Source organism: Thermosynechococcus sp. JY1331 (assembly GCF_031583475.1).
Taxonomy (GTDB): domain Bacteria; phylum Cyanobacteriota; class Cyanobacteriia; order Thermosynechococcales; family Thermosynechococcaceae; genus Thermosynechococcus.
On the sequence record NZ_CP134180.1, the window covers coordinates 1297855 to 1317292 of the forward strand.

General features: G+C 54.4%; 19 protein-coding genes and 1 pseudogene. 10 read left to right on the plus strand and 10 right to left on the minus strand.

Annotation, left to right across the window (positions count from 1 at the left end; genetic code table 11):
* The first annotated feature begins 39 nt into the window (after nucleotides 1-39).
* The 4 genes from purL to RHJ31_RS06200 are packed head-to-tail and all read left to right on the plus strand — an operon-like array spanning nucleotide 40 to nucleotide 6279.
* Entirely contained in the window at nucleotides 40-2325 is a 2286-nt protein-coding gene (gene purL, locus RHJ31_RS06185; protein ID WP_206199986.1) for a phosphoribosylformylglycinamidine synthase subunit PurL, read from the plus strand.
* On the plus strand, nucleotides 2326-3774 hold the full coding sequence (gene purF / locus RHJ31_RS06190) for an amidophosphoribosyltransferase (protein WP_302677754.1): 1449 nt from the start codon (nucleotides 2326-2328) through the stop codon (nucleotides 3772-3774). It begins immediately after the preceding gene.
* Complete coding sequence (locus RHJ31_RS06195; protein ID WP_302677755.1) at nucleotides 3771-5621, plus strand: S9 family peptidase; 1851 nt, start codon at nucleotides 3771-3773, stop codon at nucleotides 5619-5621. Before purF ends, RHJ31_RS06195 begins: the two co-directional genes overlap by 4 nt.
* Before the next feature lie 7 nt (nucleotides 5622-5628).
* A complete protein-coding gene (locus RHJ31_RS06200) occupies nucleotides 5629-6279 on the plus strand; it encodes a riboflavin synthase (protein ID WP_302677756.1) in 651 nt (216 codons plus the stop codon).
* A gap of 5 nt (nucleotides 6280-6284) precedes the next feature.
* Here RHJ31_RS06200 and tsf read toward each other — a convergent pair whose 3' ends face one another.
* Together tsf and rpsB are read right to left on the minus strand one after the other, a co-directional pair.
* Complete coding sequence (gene tsf / locus RHJ31_RS06205) at nucleotides 6285-7211, minus strand: translation elongation factor Ts (RefSeq protein ID WP_206199982.1); 927 nt, start codon at nucleotides 7209-7211, stop codon at nucleotides 6285-6287.
* Nucleotides 7212-7228: 17 nt separating this feature from the next.
* Nucleotides 7229-8020 carry a 30S ribosomal protein S2 gene (gene rpsB / locus RHJ31_RS06210; protein WP_149818942.1) on the minus strand — a complete coding sequence of 264 codons (792 nt, stop codon included), beginning with the start codon at nucleotides 8018-8020 and terminating at the stop codon, nucleotides 7229-7231.
* Between the two features lie 218 nt (nucleotides 8021-8238).
* Between rpsB and RHJ31_RS06215 the strand changes: the two genes are divergently transcribed.
* From RHJ31_RS06215 to RHJ31_RS06225, 3 genes and pseudogenes are all read left to right on the plus strand, one after another.
* On the plus strand, nucleotides 8239-9630 hold the full coding sequence (locus tag RHJ31_RS06215) for a ParA family protein (protein WP_302677757.1): 1392 nt from the start codon (nucleotides 8239-8241) through the stop codon (nucleotides 9628-9630).
* Between the two features lie 92 nt (nucleotides 9631-9722).
* A complete protein-coding gene (locus RHJ31_RS06220) occupies nucleotides 9723-10028 on the plus strand; it encodes a hypothetical protein (RefSeq protein WP_149818940.1) in 306 nt (101 codons plus the stop codon).
* An 83-nt stretch (nucleotides 10029-10111) separates the two neighbouring features.
* Nucleotides 10112-10387: pseudogene (locus tag RHJ31_RS06225) on the plus strand (transposase); the annotation flags it as partial.
* A gap of 85 nt (nucleotides 10388-10472) precedes the next feature.
* Here the strand turns inward: RHJ31_RS06225 and cysK are convergent.
* The gene (gene cysK / locus RHJ31_RS06230) at nucleotides 10473-11438 is read right to left on the minus strand and encodes a cysteine synthase A (RefSeq protein WP_302677758.1); all 966 of its coding nucleotides are present in this window, start codon (nucleotides 11436-11438) and stop codon (nucleotides 10473-10475) included.
* Nucleotides 11439-11501: 63 nt separating this feature from the next.
* The gene (locus tag RHJ31_RS06235) at nucleotides 11502-11939 is read right to left on the minus strand and encodes an Rrf2 family transcriptional regulator (RefSeq protein WP_149818936.1); all 438 of its coding nucleotides are present in this window, start codon (nucleotides 11937-11939) and stop codon (nucleotides 11502-11504) included.
* A 215-nt stretch (nucleotides 11940-12154) separates the two neighbouring features.
* Here RHJ31_RS06235 and tsaD point away from each other — a divergent pair, with 215 nt between their 5' ends.
* On the plus strand, nucleotides 12155-13216 hold the full coding sequence (gene tsaD / locus RHJ31_RS06240) for a tRNA (adenosine(37)-N6)-threonylcarbamoyltransferase complex transferase subunit TsaD (protein ID WP_206199977.1): 1062 nt from the start codon (nucleotides 12155-12157) through the stop codon (nucleotides 13214-13216).
* On the opposite strand, the gene RHJ31_RS06245 is transcribed toward tsaD, so the two are convergent.
* Entirely contained in the window at nucleotides 13161-14015 is an 855-nt protein-coding gene (locus RHJ31_RS06245; RefSeq protein WP_302677759.1) for a metal ABC transporter permease, read from the minus strand. The genes tsaD and RHJ31_RS06245 overlap by 56 nt on opposite strands.
* 82 nt (nucleotides 14016-14097) lie before the next feature.
* On the opposite strand from RHJ31_RS06245, the gene ispE reads away from it, so the two are divergent.
* On the plus strand, nucleotides 14098-15033 hold the full coding sequence (ispE, locus tag RHJ31_RS06250) for a 4-(cytidine 5'-diphospho)-2-C-methyl-D-erythritol kinase (RefSeq protein WP_302677760.1): 936 nt from the start codon (nucleotides 14098-14100) through the stop codon (nucleotides 15031-15033).
* Here ispE and RHJ31_RS06255 read toward each other — a convergent pair.
* The 4 genes from RHJ31_RS06255 to RHJ31_RS06270 all read right to left on the minus strand — a co-directional run bounded on the left by RHJ31_RS06255 (nucleotide 15030) and on the right by RHJ31_RS06270 (nucleotide 18288).
* Nucleotides 15030-16142, minus strand: coding sequence for a sigma-70 family RNA polymerase sigma factor (locus RHJ31_RS06255; RefSeq protein ID WP_302677761.1), 1113 nt, complete (start codon nucleotides 16140-16142; stop codon nucleotides 15030-15032). The two genes, ispE and RHJ31_RS06255, sit on opposite strands and share 4 nt — an antisense overlap.
* A gap of 112 nt (nucleotides 16143-16254) precedes the next feature.
* On the minus strand, nucleotides 16255-16839 hold the full coding sequence (locus RHJ31_RS06260; RefSeq protein WP_302677762.1) for a hypothetical protein: 585 nt from the start codon (nucleotides 16837-16839) through the stop codon (nucleotides 16255-16257).
* 68 nt (nucleotides 16840-16907) lie between these two features.
* Nucleotides 16908-17618, minus strand: coding sequence for a Crp/Fnr family transcriptional regulator (locus tag RHJ31_RS06265; RefSeq protein ID WP_302677763.1), 711 nt, complete (start codon nucleotides 17616-17618; stop codon nucleotides 16908-16910).
* A 172-nt stretch (nucleotides 17619-17790) separates the two neighbouring features.
* Nucleotides 17791-18288, minus strand: a complete 498-nt coding sequence (locus tag RHJ31_RS06270) for an HNH endonuclease (RefSeq protein WP_206199972.1) — start codon at nucleotides 18286-18288, stop codon at nucleotides 17791-17793.
* 143 nt (nucleotides 18289-18431) lie between these two features.
* On the opposite strand from RHJ31_RS06270, the gene RHJ31_RS06275 reads away from it, so the two are divergent.
* Complete coding sequence (locus RHJ31_RS06275) at nucleotides 18432-18971, plus strand: YqeG family HAD IIIA-type phosphatase (protein ID WP_302677764.1); 540 nt, start codon at nucleotides 18432-18434, stop codon at nucleotides 18969-18971.
* Here RHJ31_RS06275 and aroQ read toward each other — a convergent pair.
* A complete protein-coding gene (gene aroQ, locus RHJ31_RS06280) occupies nucleotides 18968-19414 on the minus strand; it encodes a type II 3-dehydroquinate dehydratase (RefSeq protein WP_190278250.1) in 447 nt (148 codons plus the stop codon). The two genes, RHJ31_RS06275 and aroQ, sit on opposite strands and share 4 nt — an antisense overlap.
* Nucleotides 19415-19438: the final 24 nt, after the last annotated feature.

Below are 19438 nucleotides of genomic sequence, written 5' to 3' on the forward strand. Positions count from 1 at the left end.
GCTCGATAATCAATAACGTAGCCGAAATCATCCTTTGCCATGAGCCAAATCCCCCTCGTTACTGAGGCTGAGATTGCTGCTGAAGGCCTCAAGCCCCAAGAGTACACCGAAATTGTCCGCCGCCTTGGCCGCCATCCCAACCGCGCGGAATTGGGCATGTTTGGGGTGATGTGGTCAGAGCATTGCTGCTACAAAAACTCCCGTCCCCTGCTCAAGCAGTTTCCCACCCAAGGGGCACGGGTACTGGTCGGTCCCGGTGAGAATGCCGGCGTCGTGGACTTAGGGGATGGCTTGCGCCTTGCTTTTAAGATTGAGTCCCACAATCATCCCTCGGCCATTGAACCCTTTCAGGGGGCAGCGACCGGCGTGGGGGGGATTCTGCGGGATATTTTTACGATGGGGGCGCGTCCCATTGCCTTGCTGAACGCCCTGCGCTTTGGCGATCTTAAGGAAGCCAAAACCCAACAATTGGTGAAAGGAGTCGTGGCGGGTATTGCCCACTATGGCAACTGTGTCGGTGTGCCCACGGTGGGGGGCGAGGTCTATTTTGACCCTTGCTATGCCGGTAACCCCTTGGTGAATGCCATGGCCTTAGGCCTCATGGAAACCCCAGAAATTGTTAAATCGGGAGCGAGTGGCATTGGCAATCCGGTGCTGTATGTGGGATCTACAACGGGTCGTGATGGCATGGGGGGGGCAAGTTTTGCCAGCGCTGAACTCACTGATGAATCAATGAGCGATCGCCCCGCCGTCCAAGTGGGGGATCCCTTCATGGAAAAATGCCTCATTGAAGCCTGTCTGGAAGCCTTTCAAACGGGGGCAGTGGTGGCCGCCCAAGATATGGGGGCAGCGGGCTTGACCTGCTCGACTGCGGAAATGGCTGCCAAAGGCGGTGTTGGTATTGAACTGGACTTGGACAAAGTGCCCGTACGGGAACAGGGGATGGTGCCCTACGAGTTTCTCCTTTCGGAATCCCAAGAACGGATGCTCTTTGTGGCGGCGCAAGGGCGGGAAGCCGAACTGATTGAGATTTTCCATCGTTGGGGCTTGCAGGCGGTGGTTGTGGGTCGCGTCATTGCTGAACCGCTGGTGCGGGTGCTTTACCGGGGCGAGGTGGCCGCAGAGGTGCCTGCCCGTGCCCTTGCCGAAGATACCCCCCTCTATGAGCGACAGTGTCCCAGTGAGCCACCTGTCTATGTCCAACAGGCGCGGCAATGGTCGGTGGATCAATTGGCGCTACCGGCGCGATCGCCCGCGGAGATTTTGCTCACTCTTCTCGCCACCCCCAGTATTGCCTCTAAAGCATGGGTCTATCGTCAGTACGATCACGAGGTGCAAAACAACACCCTCGTTTTCCCCGGTGATGCTGATGCAGCGGTCATTCGCCTGCGGGGCACCTCCAAAGGGATTGCGGCGACGGTCGATTGCCCCAGCCGCTATGTGTATCTGGATCCCTACGAAGGCGGCAAAGCAGCTGTGGCCGAAGCCGCTCGTAATCTGAGTTGTGTGGGGGCAGAGCCTCTGGCCGTCACCGATAACCTCAACTTTGGCAGTCCCGAAACGCCCGTAGGTTACTGGCAGTTGGCCCATGCCTGCCGCGGTCTTGCGGAGGCCTGCCGGGCTCTACAAACGCCAGTCACGGGTGGCAATGTCTCCCTCTACAACGAAACAATTGATCGCAATGGCCAACCACAGCCAATTTATCCGACCCCCGTGGTGGGGATGGTGGGGTTGATTCCCGATTTGCAGCGGGTTGTCGGTCAGGGCTGGCGATCGCCCGGAGATGCCATTTACCTATTGGGGTTGCCTCTGACCACGCCCTTGAGTGATCCGCGCCTGAGCCTCGGTGGGTCGGAATACCTTGCCCAGATCCATGGCCTTGTGGCGGGGCGTCCACCTCAGATTGATTTAGACCTAGAGCAGCGAGTGCAGGCGGTGTGTCGCTATGGCATTCAGCAGGGGTGGGTTGCCAGTGCCCACGATCTCAGCGAGGGGGGCTTGGCCGTGGCCTTGGCGGAAAGCTGTCTCAGCAGCCAACGGGGGGCAACGATTCAATTGCCAGCGGGCACCTATCCGCGGTGGGATGTGCTGCTGTTTGCTGAAGGGGGGGCGCGCATTCTGGTTTCGGTGCCGCCAGCGGCACAGACGGTGTGGGAAGCCTATGTGCAGGCGCAACTGCCCAATGCTTGGACACGCCTAGGGGTTGTTAATGGTGAACATACAGAACTGTGTATTGACACCTGTGACAATTCTCCGCTTATCAAGGTTACGATGGAAGAGTTAGCTCTTGCGTGGCGATCGCCCCTGCCGAAGTATTTGGACTAAATGACAGAACAACAATTTGCTGATAAGCCGGAAGAAGCCTGTGGTGTCTTTGGGGTCTATGCCCCGGGGGCGGATGTGGCTCGCCTCGCCTACTTTGGTCTCTATGCCCTGCAACATCGAGGTCAGGAATCGGCGGGAATTGCCACATTTGCGGGTGACACCGTCCACTGTTACAAGGATATGGGCTTGGTCTCCCAAGTCTTTGACGAAGAGATTCTTGGAGGGCTGGTGGGAGATTTGGCTGTCGGCCACAACCGCTACTCGACCACCGGTTCTAGTCGCATTGTCAATGCGCAACCCGTTGTGGTGGACACTCGCCTTGGGCCTTTGGCCTTAGCCCACAACGGTAACTTAGTGAATACCTACGCTCTGCGCGAACAAGTCCTAGCCTGTGATGCCCCTACGGCGGTCTTGGCAAGCACAACGGATTCGGAACTCATTGCTTGGGCGATCGCTCAAGCCGTGGCCACCGGTCAATCTTGGTCAGAGGGGATCATTACCGCTGCTCAACAGTGCCAAGGGGCTTTTAGTCTGGTGATGGGGACACCAGCAGGATTGTTTGGCCTGCGAGATGCCCATGGCATTCGTCCCTTAGTGATTGGCCGCCTCATGGGTGAGACCACGCCCCATTACGTGCTAGCTTCTGAAACCTGTGCCCTCGATATTATTGGTGCGGACTATGTGCGGGAGGTGGAGCCTGGGGAACTCGTCCACATTAGTGCCGACGGGATTGGCAGTGTGCAATGGGCAGAGTCGCAACGCAAGCTGTGTGTCTTTGAGATGATTTACTTTGCCCGCCCTGACAGTGTGATGCAGGGGGAGAGCCTCTATAGCTACCGGCAGCGGTTGGGACAGCAGTTGGGTCGCGAAGCTCCCGCCGAGGCGGACATCGTCATTCCTGTACCGGATTCTGGTATCCCTGCCGCCATTGGCTTTTCCCAAGCGACGGGGGTGCCCTACGCCGAAGGCCTGATTAAAAATCGCTATGTGGGGCGGACGTTTATTCAGCCCACCCAGTCGATGCGGGAGTCGGGAATTCGGATGAAGCTGAATCCGCTGCGGGATGTGCTGATGGGACAGCGGGTGGTGATTGTGGATGACTCGATTGTGCGGGGCACCACTAGCCGCAAAATTGTCAAAGCGCTGCGGGATGCCGGTGCAGTGGAAGTACATATGCGGATTTCCTCGCCGCCGGTCACTCACCCCTGCTTCTATGGCATTGACACCGATACCCAAGATCAACTGATTGCAGCCACCAAGTCCGTGGCTGAGATTGCCGCTCAGATTGGTGTCGATTCCCTGAGCTATCTCAGTTGGCAGGGAATGATTGCCGCCACTTATGATACGGGCGATCGCTTTTGTTCCGCCTGTTTTACGGGCAAGTATCCCATTAGTATCCCAGAGCCAGTGAAACGGCAAAAGTTGGTGCTTGAGCAAATTCCCCAATGAGTTTGGACTACGGTCACTGGCCTTCGATCCTCTCTGCCGCCGAAGTCAGTGCTGCGGCCACCAGTCTCAGTGAATTGCGCGCCACTCCCCTAGGTTTGGTGGGGTTAGAGCGGCGTCCCCAAGAAAAGGGGCGAGTAGTGCTGGTGCGTCAAGGGCAAGAACTTTTGGCTGCCCCTTGGAGTGCGCGATCGCGCGTGAATGAGTATGGCGGCGGTGCCTACTGGTACCACGGTGATCAGATTTATTTTGTCAATGATGCCGATCAGGGAATCTATGCCCTTGGGGAACCCAGCCCTCAGTTAATCTATCAAGCGGCGAATACGCGCTTTGCCGATGGTTGCGTCGATCCTTGGCGCGATCGCCTGTTGTGTGTCGAAGAGGCGCATTTTGCCGATGGCTCCAGCCAACAGTCCATTGTTGCCATTCACCTGTCGGGAAAACGGACAGTGCTGGTTCAAGGAGCGGGCTTCTATGCGGCGCCACGCTTGAGTCCAGGGGGCAACACCTTGGTTTGGTTGCAATGGTCAGCACCGCAGATGCCTTGGGATGGCTGTGAACTCTGGGGGGCAACCCTCAATGACGACGGCTTCCTTGGTACCCCCTACCGTATTGCTGGCAGCAGCGATGAATCGGTTCAGCAACCCCAATGGCAGGGAGAGACCCTCTACTACATCAGCGATCGCTCTGGCTGGTGGAATCTCTATCGTTACCGTGATGGCCGCCATGAACCCGTTTGGCAGGCCAGTTATGATGCCGGTGTGCCCCTGTGGGTCTTTGGTCAATCCACCTATGCTTTGGTGAACCCGGAAACGGTGGTGTTAACCTATAGCGATCGCGGCCTATGGCGGCTGGCAGTCGTCTCCCTAGCCACGGGTGAGTGGCAAACTGTCCCGACGGACTACACTGAGATTCATTCTCTCGTTCGCCTGAGCGATCGCGCCGTTGCCTTGATTGGCAGTTCGCCCCTGTTGCCCCCCCATATTGTTGAGTTCAATCTGGATGACGGCACCACCACACCGCTGCAACCCATTGCTTCTCCTCTGCCACGGGAGTGGATTTCCCGGCCCGAGGTGATGGAATTTCCGACGAGTGACAGCGCAACCGCCTACGGCTTTTTCTACCCGCCCCAAAATCCCCAAGTACAACCCCCGGCAGACTCACGCCCCCCCTTAATCGTGAGAAGTCATGGCGGGCCAACGGCAGCCAGTGGCACAGGTCTCGATTTGCGCATCCAGTTTTGGACCAGTCGCGGCTTTGCGGTGTTGGATGTCAACTATCGTGGCAGTACGGGTTATGGTCGTGCCTATCGCAATGCCCTGCGGGGACAGTGGGGCGTGGTGGATGTGGCGGACTGTAGCGCTGGGGCAGAGTATTTAGTTCGCCAAGGAAAGGTGGATAGCGATCGCTTGGCCATTCGCGGCAGCAGTGCTGGGGGCTATACCACTCTGTGTGCCCTGACGTTTACGACAACCTTCCATGTGGGAGCAAGTTACTACGGCATTGGTGATCTCCTTAGCCTGCTCAAGGAAACCCATGCTTTTGAAGCCCATTATTTTGATCAACTGATTGCCCCCTATCCCGAAGGGGCAGACCTCTACCGGCAGCGATCGCCCCTCTACCATGCGGATCGCCTCACCTGTCCAGTGATTTTCTTTCAGGGGCTAAAGGATGTCGTTGTTCCCCCCAGCCAAGCGGAACAGATGGTAGCCGCCCTTCAGGCCAAGAGCATTCCCGTAGAATATTACACCTTTGCCGAAGAGGGACACGGCTTCCGCCAAAGCAGCACGATCGCCACCGCCCTTGAGGCAGAATTAAAGTTTTATCAAAGGCATTTACTCAACGGCTAGAAGAACAATGTTTACTGGCATTATTCAGGCGATCGGTGTGCTCCAGCAACGCTCCGAGTCCCAGTTGGCAATTAACGCTACCGATGCCCCTTTTCTTAAGGACGTGGCCATTGGCGATAGTATTGCTGTGGATGGGGTCTGCCTCACAGTGGAAACAGTTGATGCCACGGGGTTTACGGTCAGTGTCTCCCCGGAAACGCTGCAACGCACCACATTGGCGGCCAAAGCGGCAGCAGGCGCAATGGTGAACCTAGAACCTGCCCTGCGCGTTGGGGATAGGGTGGGAGGGCATTTTGTGACCGGTCATGTGGATGGTGTGGGTAGCGTGCTAGCGATCGCACCCACAGGCACGAGTTGGGAATTCACCTTCTCTGCCCCTGCAGTGGTAGCGACGTACATCATCCCCAAGGGCAGCATTGCCATCAATGGCATTAGCCTCACCGTTGCCCATTGCAATGAAAAAGGGGATGAATTCAGCATTGCTGTTATCCCCCATACCTACGCAGAAACGACGTTGCAATTTCTTAGGGTTGGCGATGGTGTGAACCTAGAGGCGGATCTGTTGGGCAAATATACCCGCAAGTTTCTCCAGCCTCAAGACGCCTCAACCGCAGTCGAAATTGACCTCGCCTTTCTCCAAGCCCATGGCTACGCCTAGGGTCATTATTTTTTCTTCTTGGCAGTCCGAGACTTGCCACCAGATTTTTTGGCAGCAGCACCAAATCCCTTACTTTCAGCCGTAGGTTCAGCGACTGGTTCAGGGTTTTTGGCAGCAGGCTCAGCCACTGGTTCCACTGTCTGCTCAGAAACTGTGACAGGTTCTGGGGCTGGCTCGTCAGGTGTTGTTTCCGCTGCTGGTTCAGGGGCACTCACTTCAGGTGGGGCAGTTTCGGCCACTTCTGGGGGTGCTTTGGCCGTTTTTGCGGCAGCACTCATGGCTTGGGTTTGGGCAGCCACCTCTTCAGCAAGGTTGGTTTCTTGCTTCTCAATCCCCTCACCGAGGACAAAGCGTTGGAAGCGGCGAATCTGGATATTTTCCCCCAGTTCGGCAATGTGCTCTTTGACCAACTCTTCAACGGTCTTGGACTGATCGCGGATAAAGGGCTGGTTGAGCAGGCACAGCTCTTTGAGGGTTTTCTCTAGTTTGCCAGCAACGATTTTCTCCTTGACTTCCGGAGGTTTCCCCTTGAGAGCATCGGAGCCAAGGGCAATCTGGCGTTCTTTTTCCTTGTACTCAGCGGGAATATCATTCACTGAGACAAATTCCACATTGGGGCAAGCGGCAATTTGCTTGGCAATGTCTTGGACAAGGGCTTTGAATTTCTCGTTGCGAGCCACAAAGTCGGTCTCACAGTTCACCTCCACCAGCACGCCAATGCGCCCGCCAGTGTGAATGTAGCTATCCACCAGACCTTCACTGGTGACGCGCCCGGCTTTTTTGCCCGCAGAGGCTAGACCCTTTTGCCGCAACCAAGCAATGGCGGCTTCCATATCGCCGTTGGACTCCTGCAAGGCTTTCTTGCAGTCCATCATGCCGGCACCGGTTTTGTCCCGCAGTTCTTTGACTAGTTTGGCTGAAATCTCTGCCATGATCTGTTCCTCAAGGATTAAGCGTCAGAATCATCTGGAATATCTAGGGCGTCAGCATCACCATCGTCGCTGGCGGTCATCCCATCGTCGTCCTCATCACCGAGATCCGCTTCTGGTTCGTCCAACTGACCATGGCGGCCTTCGTAAATGGCATCGGCTAGTTTACCCACAATCAGCTTAATCGAACGGATGGCATCATCGTTAGCGGGAATGGGAATATCCACTTGATTGGGGTCGCAGTTGGTATCCAGCAGCGCCACGATCGGAATCCCCAATTTGTGGCACTCGGCAACGGCGTTGTATTCCCGCTTGACATCAACAATAATCGCGACATCAGGAAGCCGCCGCATCTGTTTAATCCCGCCAAGGTATTTTTGCAAACGTGCCAGTTCTCGCCGCAGGGCTGAAGCCTCCTGTTTTGGCCGCAGATCAATGAGGCCATTTTCCTCCATGCTTTCTAATTCTTTGAGGCGATCGACACGGGTTTTGATGGTATTCCAGTTGGTGAGCATCCCCCCCAGCCAGCGCTGGTTGACGTAGTAACTGCCGCAGCGGAGCGCTTCCTGTTCGACAATGCCGGCGGCTTGGCGCTTGGTACCAATAAACAAAAAGCGTTTGCCTTTTTCAGCGGCGTTGCGGATGTAGTTGTAGGCTTCATCCACCAGTTGGGCGGTTTGCACGAGGTCAATGATGTGCACCCCATTGCGAACCGTGAAGATGTAGGGTGCCATCCGGGGGTTCCAGCGGCGGGCTTGGTGGCCAAAGTGAACCCCTGCCTCCAGCATTTGGGCAAGGCTAAGAACTGCCATTGAGTTGTACTCCTATGGGTTAAACAACCATCCGTCCATCATCCGGTGAGGACACCCAAGGGGACGAATGTGAAAGATTTGCAGATTTACTATCATAGCCAATGATCAAGGCTGTTGGAAAGCTCAATCCACAGTGATTTGGTAGCGTCGTGATCTTGACGCTCAGGGGTGGCCAACCTATTCTGTAAAGATTCAAGACGGCTGGATGGTGCTGAACGTTGGATATTTCCCGCTTGCGATCGCAATGGCAACAAATTCACGGTGACGAAACCTCTGAAGCCGTTATTGAGCAGCACTTTGTGCAACCGCTCCTGAGTGTGTTGGGCTTTGGCGATCGCGATCGCGTCTCCTCTTTTGACACAGGTATGGGCATTGCCGATGTGGCAGCCCGTTTTCCCCGCGAACATCAGCCTCCTTTTTGTCAGACTCAAGTTGACCCCGATTTAATTGTGGAGATTAAACCCCCTGCCCGTCGCTCCCGCAATACCCCCAGTCAAACCGTGGTCTTGAGCCTTGAGAATGGGTCTGCCCATCATAGCCGCGCTCTGCAACAACTCCGCCAACTTCTCAGGGGTTGCCATTGCCAAGGAACCGCTTGGGGGTTGATCACGAATGCTCGCCATCTACAGCTTTTTCAACGCCATGGTCACTTGGTCTATCCAGTGACGCCCAACTATGAACTGACGGGCGATCGCCTTGAGGGCATTATCGAAGACCTCAAAACCTGCTTGCGATCGCGCCCCCGTGCCACCACCCTCTGTCTCTATAACCATAAGGGGGGAGTGGGCAAAACCACCACCACGATTAACTTGGGCGCCACCCTTGCTGTGGCAGATGCCGCTGTCTTGCTTATTGATTGCGACCCTCAGGGGGATCTCAGCCGCGCCCTTGAGCTAACCCCCACCAGTACGACCCTTGCGGCTTGTCTGCAAAACCCTGATGAGCCGATTACGGCTACGATTCGCCCTTTTGACCTGCGCATCCGCACCAGCAGCAGTATCAAGTCTGCCCATATTTTTGATGTCATTCCCGCTGCGCCGCAACTGCAAAGCATTCTTATTCAGGCGATGCAAACCCAACATCCACCCATTACTCGCCTGCGGGAACTCCTCGCCCCCTTGCGCGATCGCTACGACTACATCCTCATTGACTGCCCCAGTGCTTGGCTCTTTTTAAGTAAGAGCGCCGTGTATGCCAGTGACGCCGTTTTGATTCCCACCCGCCACACCGATCTCTCCTCCCTCAACAATGCCGCTCAGGTGATTCACCAATTTCTCTTTAATGAAATTCACACCTTGCGCCGTGAAGGCGGCCCCCTTCCTTTGCCTATTTTCTTTAATGGTGCTCCCACAACCGACAAGGCGATGGCTGTTGCCCAAGCAGAAATTGAACGGATTCTCCAGAAACTTCCCCACCTCACTCCCTACTTTTGGCCACAGTATCAAGCCAATGACACAAGCGTATTTGCCATTCCTGAATATGCCATTATTTCCCGTGCCGCCTTTGCCCGTGTTCCTGCTGTCTTCAAAGATAAGCGCGTCTTAGGCTTTTATCAAACATTGGTGCAGACCTATCTTCGCCCCTTAGCTGCTGTCAATGACCTCCCCTAACCAACAACCTTCCTAACAAGATTTATAAAAAATCTGAAAACAGAAATTGCTTGTTCCCCTAAAATGAAATTACCCCTCCCTGAGCAGCCGTCATGACCGAGCCTGTCACCCAATCCCAACTAGCCGAAGTTCTGGAAACCGTCAAGGCAATCCAGTCGCAGTTGACAGAACTCACCCTTGAAGTGAAGGTGGGGCAAGCAGAAATCCGTGAAAAGTTCAACACCATGGAGGCCAAAATCGAGGCCGTTCGCCTAGAAGTACAGAACAATCGCGAACAGTTAGTGGAGCTAGGGAAACGCCAAAGTTCAACGGACAATCGCCTGTGGGCATTACTGGTGGCACTGTTTTTGATGGTGGCAGGACTCTTGGCCAAAATTACACTGTTTGACAGAGTTTAGAGGAAAATTGCTGTGACTCAGTCCCAATTGGCCGAAGTTCTAGGGCGTATCATCAGATCGATTGACCATCGAGGCAGTGTTTTGCTGAGGCATTACTGGCGGACAAAGCCTATGATGCAGATGAGCGGCAGGTGCTAAGACGACTAGCGGAGAAAGGGTGCGCGGCTGTCATTCCGCCCAAGTCTTGTCGTAAACAGCGTCGTGGTTATGACAAAGAACTGTACAAAGCTCGGCACTTGATTGAGAATTTTTTTGCTAGGCTCAAGCCGTATCAAGGGATTGCCACACGTTACGATAAGACAGCGCGAAACTTTTTAGGTGCGATATATCTCGCTGCCGCTGTTATCTGGCTTAACTGATGACCCACCCTAGGCGATCGCCGCAACCTACAAACCAAGTTTTAGTTGGCACAAAACAACCCCTGACACTGAACTCCACTTGTGGCTAATGTTGCAAGTAACTGGGTACCAAGGGCAGTGCATCCTGAAACAGGGGTGTGGTTAAGTAGCGTTCACCAAAGCTCGGCTGCACCATGACAATTAACTTGCCCGCATTTTCGGGTCGTTGAGCCACCTGAATGGCAGCGCAAAGGGCAGCCCCACTGGAAATGCCTGAAAGAAGGCCTTCTTCACGGGCTAGGCGGCGACCAAAATAAATCGCTTGATCATCAGAAACAGTAATCACTTCATCAATAAGTTCCCGTTTGAGAACGGGGGGCACAAAGCCGGCGCCAATACCTTGAATTTTGTGCGGTCCTGGTTTGCCGCCTGAAAGGACAGGACTATTGCTAGGTTCGACAGCGATCGCCTGAAAGCTGGGCTTCTTGGCTTTGATCACTTCTGCCACTCCCGTAATCGTACCTCCAGTACCCACTCCAGCCACCAAAATATCCACTTGACCGTCCGTATCTTGCCAAATTTCGAGGGCAGTGGTTTCACGATGAATCTTGGGATTGGCGGGATTTTTGAATTGTTGCAGCATGAAAGCATCTTCAAGGGAGGCAGCAATTTCTTCGGCGCGACGAATGGCACCACTCATCCCCTCTGTGCCGGGGGTCAAATCCAGCTCTGCTCCATAGGCACGCAGCATAGCTCGCCGCTCTGCACTCATGGTCTCTGGCATAGTGAGAATCAGGCGATAGCCCTTTGCCGCCGCCACCATTGCTAAGGCAATCCCGGTATTGCCCGATGTGGGTTCCACCAAAACCGTCTTACCGGGGGTAATGAGACCCGCTGCTTCTGCCTCCTGAATCATACTCAGGCCAATGCGATCCTTAACCGAGGCCGCAGGATTCATGCTCTCTAGTTTGACGACAATTTCTGCCACACAGCCTTCCGCTTGGGGAATGCGGTTCAGGCGTACAAGGGGCGTCCGACCAATGAGGGCAGTAATATCGGGGGCAATGTTCATGGGATATCAATCTCCAATTCAAGACAAAAACCTTAGAAAAATTAGATGAATGTCAACCCCAGCCTAGATGTAGTACATGACATCCACTTGCTGGTAAGCCTGCCGCCGATCGCACAAATCTTGAAGGGTATGCTTTTTCAAAACATCATTGGCTGCTGCGCAGGCCTCTAGCCACACTGAACGGATCAGACTACGCTCCAGATCGCCCTTTTCAGGCGGCTTTTGGGCGAGCTTGGACTCAATCCCCTCGATACAGTTGAGCACGTCCAAAATTGAGATTTGCCAAGGTGCTTTTGCCAGCAAGTAGCCACCCCGAGCGCCCCGCTGACTGCGAATCAGCCCCTTGCGGCGTAGGGTCGCCATCAGTTGCTCCAGATAGCGATCGGGAATGTTGTGCAGGGCAGCAATTTGGCGAATTTGTAGCGGCTCCGCCTGTTCATAGGCCGCTGACATTTCCAAGAGCGCCAAGAGGGCGTACTCACTTTTGGCAGACAGTTCCACAAGACGTTTGGCACACGCACGACATTGAGCAGATTGCCCAACCCATAGTATATCCTACTTCTTGATCGGGATTTAGGAGATTCTTAAGAATCTTCACCGTAGCGCTGGTTGCAACCTCGAGAATTCACGGCATTGCGCAAACGCCCTTCAGCAACTTCACTCGAAAAACCGGCTAGACTGAAAAGAGGCTCTAGCTTCATGCCCACGTCTGCCCGATGGTAAGAATTCTGGCCATTGAAACCAGTTGTGATGAAACGGCAGCAGCCGTAGTGTGCGATCGCGCCATTGAAAGTCATGTGATTGCCTCCCAAGTGCGTGCCCATCAACCCTTTGGCGGTGTCGTACCGGAAGTCGCCTCCCGTGCCCACTTGGAAAACATTAACGGCGTGATCACAGCAGCGATGAGTGAGGCCGGTTGTGATTGGTCTGCCATTGATGCCATTGCTGTCACCTGTGCTCCCGGATTGGTGGGGTCGCTGCTCATTGGGGTTACGGCGGCAAAAACCCTTGCCCTTGTGCAGCAAAAACCGTTCTTGGGAATTCACCACCTTGAAGGCCACCTCTATGCCTCCTACTTAGCGGAACCGACCCTTGAACCACCGTTTCTCTGCCTCTTGGTGTCTGGCGGGCATACCAGTCTTATTGGCGTTTATGGCTGTGGCGAGTACCAACTCTTTGGCCAAACGCGGGATGATGCGGCGGGGGAAGCCTACGATAAGGTAGCACGCCTACTGGGCTTGGGCTATCCAGGGGGGCCAGTGCTCGATCGCTTGGCGCAGCAGGGCAATCCAGAGGCCTTTGATCTACCAGAGGGAAATATTCGCCTCCCCGATGGCAAGGTGCATCCCTACGATTCCAGTTTTAGTGGGCTGAAAACCGCAGTGGCACGACTCGTGGAGGAGCTGCGTCAAACCCATGATGAATTGCCGGTGGCTGACCTTGCGGCCAGTTTTCAGAAGGCGGTGGCACAGGCCTTGACCAAGCGGGCGATCGCGGCAGCAGTGGATCATGGATTCAAAACCCTCGCCATTGGGGGAGGCGTAGCGGCAAATTCTGGACTGCGACAACACCTGAGGGCTGCTGCTGAACCCTTGGGGCTACAGTTGATTTTTCCGCCTCTGCGGCTATGTACCGATAATGCAGCGATGATTGGCTGTGCGGCAGTGGATCATTTCCAGCGGGGCGATCGCTCCCCCTTGGAGCTGACAGCCCGTTCACGCCTCAGCTTGCTGGAGATTTCTGCCCTCTATGCAGCCACGCCCCTCGCAGTGAGTTAATCGCGATCGAGCCTAAAAAGAACACCAGTTGACAGACCACAATACTCGGCCCCGATGGCCAATTCATCCCTGCTGACAAGAGCATACCAACAATGGCACTGCCTACCCCTACTAGAGCCGCCAAAACCACGTACTGCGAAAATTGCCGACTCCACAGGCGAGCGCCACAGGCGGGAATCACCACAAAGGCACTAATGAGCAATACCCCCACTGTCTTAATCGAGACGGCAACCACCAAGGCCAATAGGGTGATAAACAGCAGCCGCTGAATCCCCACCGCCGCCCCCCGCGCCACCGCCAAGGCCTCATTCACTGTGATTAACAATTGCACCCGTAACGTGAGCAGGATGAAAGTGCCGACAAGGGCGCAGAGCATGCCACTCATGACGAGATCGGCTGGGCGCACCGCCAAAATATCGCCAAAGAGTAAATTATTTAGCCCCCCCTGATAGCGATCGCTCATACTCAGCAAAATCACCGCAAGCGCTAAGGAGGCTGAGTAGATGATATTCAAGAGGGCATCCGTCCACAGTCGCGTATGCTCCAGCAGATAGGTCACCCCGAGGGCAAACACCACGGCAAAGGGCAGCAACATCACGGAGGGATGCAATCCTAGAATAATTCCTAGGCTAATTCCCAGTAGGGCTGAGTGCCCCAAAGCATCACTAAAAAAAGAAAGTTGCCGCAGGATTGTAAAACTACCGAGGGCACCCGCCATCCCTCCCGTAAAGATCCCTGCCCACAGTGCCCGCTGCATAAAGGGCAACTGCAACAGCTCAATCATTCGTTCCAAAATCATGGGGACTTCTGTTTAGCGCCTGCCAAAGAGGAATAGAAGAATAATATGCTATTGAACGAGGTGGTTGTGAGGATGGGGCTGCGTGTATCGTCTGCTGGCACCTGCCAAAATTAATCTCTTTTTACAAATTGTTGGCAATTGTTTAGATGGCAGTGGCTACCACGAGCTGGTAATGGTCATGCAGGCGGTCTCCCTCATGGATCGCATTGAACTCATCCCGCGGCGCGATCGCCAAATTAAAGTCCATTGCACCAACCCGGCTGTCCCCTGCGATCAACGAAATCTCGCCTACAAAGCAGCGGCCTTACTCCAGCAGCATTTTCCCGATCGCGATGGCGTTGAAATTTTCATTGAAAAACGAATTCCTATGGGGGCAGGCTTGGCCGGGGGTTCCACCAATGGAGCAGCGGTACTCGTGGGCTTAGATCTCCTGTGGCAGTTGGGACTCACCCAAGAGGAATTGCAAACCTTTGCAACGCAATTGGGGGCTGATGTGCCCTTCTGTCTGCAAGGGGGAACCGCCTTAGCCCTAGGGCGCGGTGAACAGTTGACACCCCTAGCGGATTTACAGGGATTAACTGTGATCCTAGGGAAGTATCGCTCCCTTAGTGTGGCCACCCCTTGGGCCTATCAAACCTATCGGCAAGAATTCGCCGCCACCTATGCCCAAACCCCCAACGAGCAGGAAAAAGCCCGCCAAGAGGGGGGATCCGCAACCCTGTTACAGGCCATTCAGCAGCGTGACATCGCCAAATTGGCCGCCAGCCTCCGTAATGATTTAGAGAAGGTAGTGTTGCCCCGCTATCCCTTGGTGGCAGAGTTAAAGGAGCAATTCCTCGCCGCTGGGGCGATCGCCAGCATGATGTCCGGATCTGGGCCAACAGTGTTTGCCCTAGCGCCCTCTGCCGATGAAGGTTACAGCATCATGCAACGGGTACGGCGCGCCCTACCAGACCCCGACCTTGATCTGTGGATCTGTGAGTGCTGTCCCCACGGCATTCAGTTGGAGACGCCCTAGACAAACTCCTCAAGATAGTCTTGAATTTCTCGGCGCCGTTGGGGCTGCCGCAACTTTTGCAGGGCACGGTGCTCAATTTGGCGAATCCGCTCCCGACTCAGTCCCAGCAGTGCCGCAATTTCCGCCATCTCAAGGGCGGGCTGCTCCCCGAGGCCATAGCGCAGTTCCATCACTTGCCGCTCACGGGGCGATAGATCACTGAGGAGTTGCTTCAAAGTAGTACGCAGGGACTCACGCATGATCACTTGATTGGGGGTGGGGGCAGTGGATTCAATTAGCTCCTGCAATTCCGTTTCTTGGTCGGAGCCAACCCGCTGTTCCAAGGCCACGGATTTGGGAACAGCCATGAGCACTTCCCGCACCTGTGACACCTCCAGATTCAGTTCTTGGGCAATGTCCGCTAGACTGGGCATCGCGCCTTGTTGAGCCGCAAGACGCCGTTGGGCACGCTTAATTTTATTGAGTTTTTCCACCATGTGAATGGGCAAGCGGATTGTGCGGCTTTGGCTAGCAACGGCACGGGTGACACTTTGGCGAATCCACCAGTAGGCATAGGTGCTAAAGCGAAATCCCTTGGTCGGATCGAATTTTTCAACGGCACGTTCTAGACCCAAACTCCCCTCTTGGATCAGATCTAAAAATTCCACGCCGCGATGTTGATATTTTTTGGCAATATTCACCACCAAGCGCAGGTTGGCTTGCAGCAATTGGGTTTTTGCCCGCTGTCCTTGCCGCTCAATGTGCTGAAGTTCACTTAGGGTCATATTCGCTGCCTTTGCCCAAGCTTGACGACCCGCCTGCACACAGGTTTGCAATTCAGCCACACTCATCTTAAGTCGCGCAGCCCATTGGGTACGGGTAAGGGGACGCCCCAACTGCCGCTGCTGGCGATCGCGCTCCCTCACAGCCGCCACATAGCGCTTGATCTGGGGGTCATCGGACTGATCTCGCACTGCGAGCAGAGCTTGGTACTGCTGAACCTGTTGGGCAAGGCGCAGTTCTTGGCTAGGGGTGAGCAAGGGCACACGGCCAATTTCCTGCAAATACTGCCGCACCAAATCCGTTGTCAATGGACGGTCGGACACGGGTTGAATGGGGGTAGCCACCATAGGACAACTCAACTCACAACATCGAGAATTCAGCTCGATAGTGGTATTCTCTGCCCTTGGCGAGGGGGAGGGCAGTGATGGAGCTGGTGCTTAAGTTGTGATATTGATCAACCTATTCTGTGCTTTCTGAGGCACCCGTCATAAGCTTTGTGGCTGAAGACGGCTGTTCCTTGAGAATCGTGGTATCAATCACGCAGGGCAATCGGGCAGCCTTGAGACCGCGCTTGATCACGGCAAGGGTTTCTTGAAAGAGGACAAAGAGGGGAAATTGACGATTGGCGCCCTCACTAAAAACATCCCGATGCTGCAAGGGCATATCCCAGCTATAACTGCGACTGAGGAGCACTTGGGACTGGCGCCAGCGGGTCAGCAGTTCCGTAAAGCTTTCCCCTGGCCGATGGATAAAGACCAGCAGTTCAATGTCGGTTTTGACTTTCCACTCGGGATCGCACAGGACAAAGACCAAATCACAGGGCACCATCACCGACTTCACTTGGGGACGTTGGTTCGAGGTTGTGGCAGCAGGCACCTGAATATGGGCGATCGGCAGCGGAATTGGAATTAAACTCTCTTGAGGTCGCCGCATACTGGGAATCATTTCTAGGTACGGGCGATATTGCCGCAGGAGTTCTGTCGCATGCAGCGGATCCGTGTAGCGAACCAAGGTGTGTTCGTAGAGGTTGGGGGCGATCGCCATAGCAGAAAGAGCTTGCAACTATTGCTATCCTAGGCGAGGTCACTGCGCCTCAACAAGCCAACAGAACTTTAATTCACCGCTTGCTGTGCCAATTGCTCTAGTTGCGGCAAATTGAGAATTTGGAGTTGTTGCTTGGCCGCATCAATCTTGATCCAGTTTTTCGCCACCAGTTTATCCAGCAGTTGCTGGGCTTCATCAGGGCTAATGTTGGCCACATCCGCTAAATCCTTGATGGGCACATTGAAAATCACGGCTGTGTTGGCATTGCCCCCTGGATGCTGACCATAGCGCCGTGCCAAATTCACCAAGACATGGGCTAGTTTGACGGCAGGAGGTTTGTGCAACAGTTCAATGCGCGTATTGGTCAAGCGTAGCCGCTGTGCCATCAATTGCAGCATCCGATAGTGCAGATCCGGCTCATGGCGCAGGACATGGACAAATTTTTGCGCCGGCACAGACAAAACTTCCGCTGGACACAGTGCCACCACATCTGTTGAGCGGGGTGATTGGTCAAGAATGGCCATTTCACCAAAAAAATCCCCCGGCCCAAGGATCGCTAGGGTCATGAAATCCCCATCAGCGAGCAGTCGCCGCACCTTCACCCAGCCTGAGAGGATAAAGTAAACCGCATTGCCCCACGCATCTTCAATTAGAATGGCACGCCCCGCCGGGTAGGTGTTATGCCAAGCCACTGACAGCATCGAGGAAAGCGCCTCTTGGGAACTGGCACCAAAAAGCGGAAAGAGTTGACTAAAGTTTTCGGCCTCAATACTTGACATAACGACCTTAAGTGGAGTTGTTCAAAGGTAAAGCTTCTTCCCTACGATACTAGAATACGCGATCGCCTCACTTCTCCCTTGCTAGCCACTGATTCTTGCCAAAGGTCTCGGTAAGGCCTTTGCAGAGAGAGGCCGCCACTTTTCCCCTCAGGATTCAATGGAGTGGAAAAAACTAGGCACCAATAACATACTTACGCCATTCTTGGTGAGTACCCGTGCGCACGTGCTTTGTAACCTCAAAGTATAGGCTACTAATGGGGCGCCGAGGGGTTTGCCGTAGGGGCATATTGGCCTCTTTTGGGGTGCGATTCCCCTTCTTGACGTTACAGCGAACACAGGCGGTCACAATATTTTCCCAAGTGTCCCCTCCCCCTCGCGATTTGGGGATGACGTGATCAAGGGTGAGCTCATCCCCGGTATAGCCACAGTATTGGCAAGAATGGCCATCTCGATGCAGGATATTACGGCGAGTAAGGGGAATTTCTTTGTAGGGAGTGACGACATAATGCCGCAGGCGAATGACGGTCGGCAAGGGAAAATTGTTGTAAACCATCTTGCCGTTGTGCTCGACTTGCTCCGCCTTGCCCTTGATTAAAAGGACAACTGCCCGTTGCCAACTCGTAATATTGAGTGGTTCATAGGAGGCATTGAGTACCAGAACCTTCGCCATATCCGTTGACACGCGGCATTCTCTCAGATGGTAGCATATCCTTTGTGATTGGAGTAACGCTAGGAAAGATTTTTGCAGTTCCCACTCTCCCCTAGGATCGTGATAGTCTGGCAGAAGCTTCTTCTTTGTTATTTGCGTTTTCAATGGCCACTGGGTCTCTAGCAGCACTGCTGCAACCGGATTTAATTCTTGAAAGCACCATTGAACAGTTGCACCCCAGTCTGTTGGAAAAATATCATCTGCGGGGCATGGTGCTGGATGTGGATGATACGCTCCTCCCCACGTGGGATGAAGATCTGCCGCCGAAAATTCTGGCGTGGCTACTGCAGATCAAGCATCAGATGCCGATCTGGCTAGTGAGCAATAACTTGAACCATCGCCGCATTGAACGTATTGCCCAGCAGGTGGAGTTACCCTTTTTGATGGGGGCAGGCAAGCCCTCGCGGCGTAAGATTCGTCAGGCCGTGCAAGCCATGAATTTGCCCTACCATGAAGTTGCGATGGTGGGCGATCGCCTGTTTACGGATATTCTCGTGGGCAATCGCTTGGGGATGTTCACGATCTTGGTGCAACCCGTTCTTGTCAAGCGCCTTGATGGTAAATCTTGGGTACGCAATCTGGAATTTTGGCTGGCACGACAGTTGGGAACACCGCTGGCGATCGCCCCCCCCGCTGAGAATTAGCCTTTTGCTTGTAAATAATTGACCAGTGCCCGTAACCCCAACAAATAACTATCAGCACCAAAGCCAGCAATTTGACCGATCGCCACCGGCGCAATGTAGGAATGATGGCGAAAAGTTTCCCGTTGATGAATGTTACTCAGGTGAACTTCCACAGTGGGCAGGGCAACCGCAGCAATCGCATCTCGTAGAGCTACGCTGGTGTGGGTATAGGCTGCGGGGTTAATCAAAATGCCTTGGGCACGCCCCATTGCCTCTTGAATCGCATCTACCAAGACCCCTTCATGATTGGATTGGAGGCACTCAATGGTTACCCCTAACTCCTGCGCCAAGGCTGCCAAAGATTGGTTGATGCTCGCTAGTGTCACAACCCCATAAATCCCCGGCTCCCGTTGCCCTAACAGGTTTAGATTGGGGCCATGAAGCACCAAAATATGAAAGGCCAAGCTTAACCTAACCGTTCAAAACTG

Coding starts and splice junctions, on each gene's coding strand:
- purL (WP_206199986.1), top strand. CDS start 40: ATGAGCCAAATCCCCCTCGTTACTGAGGCTGAGATTGCTGCTGAAGGC.
- purF (WP_302677754.1), top strand. CDS start 2,326: ATGACAGAACAACAATTTGCTGATAAGCCGGAAGAAGCCTGTGGTGTC.
- RHJ31_RS06195 (WP_302677755.1), top strand. CDS start 3,771: ATGAGTTTGGACTACGGTCACTGGCCTTCGATCCTCTCTGCCGCCGAA.
- RHJ31_RS06200 (WP_302677756.1), top strand. CDS start 5,629: ATGTTTACTGGCATTATTCAGGCGATCGGTGTGCTCCAGCAACGCTCC.
- tsf (WP_206199982.1), bottom strand. CDS start 7,211: ATGGCAGAGATTTCAGCCAAACTAGTCAAAGAACTGCGGGACAAAACC.
- rpsB (WP_149818942.1), bottom strand. CDS start 8,020: ATGGCAGTTCTTAGCCTTGCCCAAATGCTGGAGGCAGGGGTTCACTTT.
- RHJ31_RS06220 (WP_149818940.1), top strand. CDS start 9,723: ATGACCGAGCCTGTCACCCAATCCCAACTAGCCGAAGTTCTGGAAACC.
- cysK (WP_302677758.1), bottom strand. CDS start 11,438: ATGAACATTGCCCCCGATATTACTGCCCTCATTGGTCGGACGCCCCTT.
- tsaD (WP_206199977.1), top strand. CDS start 12,155: ATGGTAAGAATTCTGGCCATTGAAACCAGTTGTGATGAAACGGCAGCA.
- RHJ31_RS06245 (WP_302677759.1), bottom strand. CDS start 14,015: ATGATTTTGGAACGAATGATTGAGCTGTTGCAGTTGCCCTTTATGCAG.
- RHJ31_RS06255 (WP_302677761.1), bottom strand. CDS start 16,142: ATGGTGGCTACCCCCATTCAACCCGTGTCCGACCGTCCATTGACAACG.
- RHJ31_RS06260 (WP_302677762.1), bottom strand. CDS start 16,839: ATGGCGATCGCCCCCAACCTCTACGAACACACCTTGGTTCGCTACACG.
- RHJ31_RS06265 (WP_302677763.1), bottom strand. CDS start 17,618: ATGTCAAGTATTGAGGCCGAAAACTTTAGTCAACTCTTTCCGCTTTTT.
- RHJ31_RS06270 (WP_206199972.1), bottom strand. CDS start 18,288: ATGGCGAAGGTTCTGGTACTCAATGCCTCCTATGAACCACTCAATATT.
- RHJ31_RS06275 (WP_302677764.1), top strand. CDS start 18,432: ATGGCCACTGGGTCTCTAGCAGCACTGCTGCAACCGGATTTAATTCTT.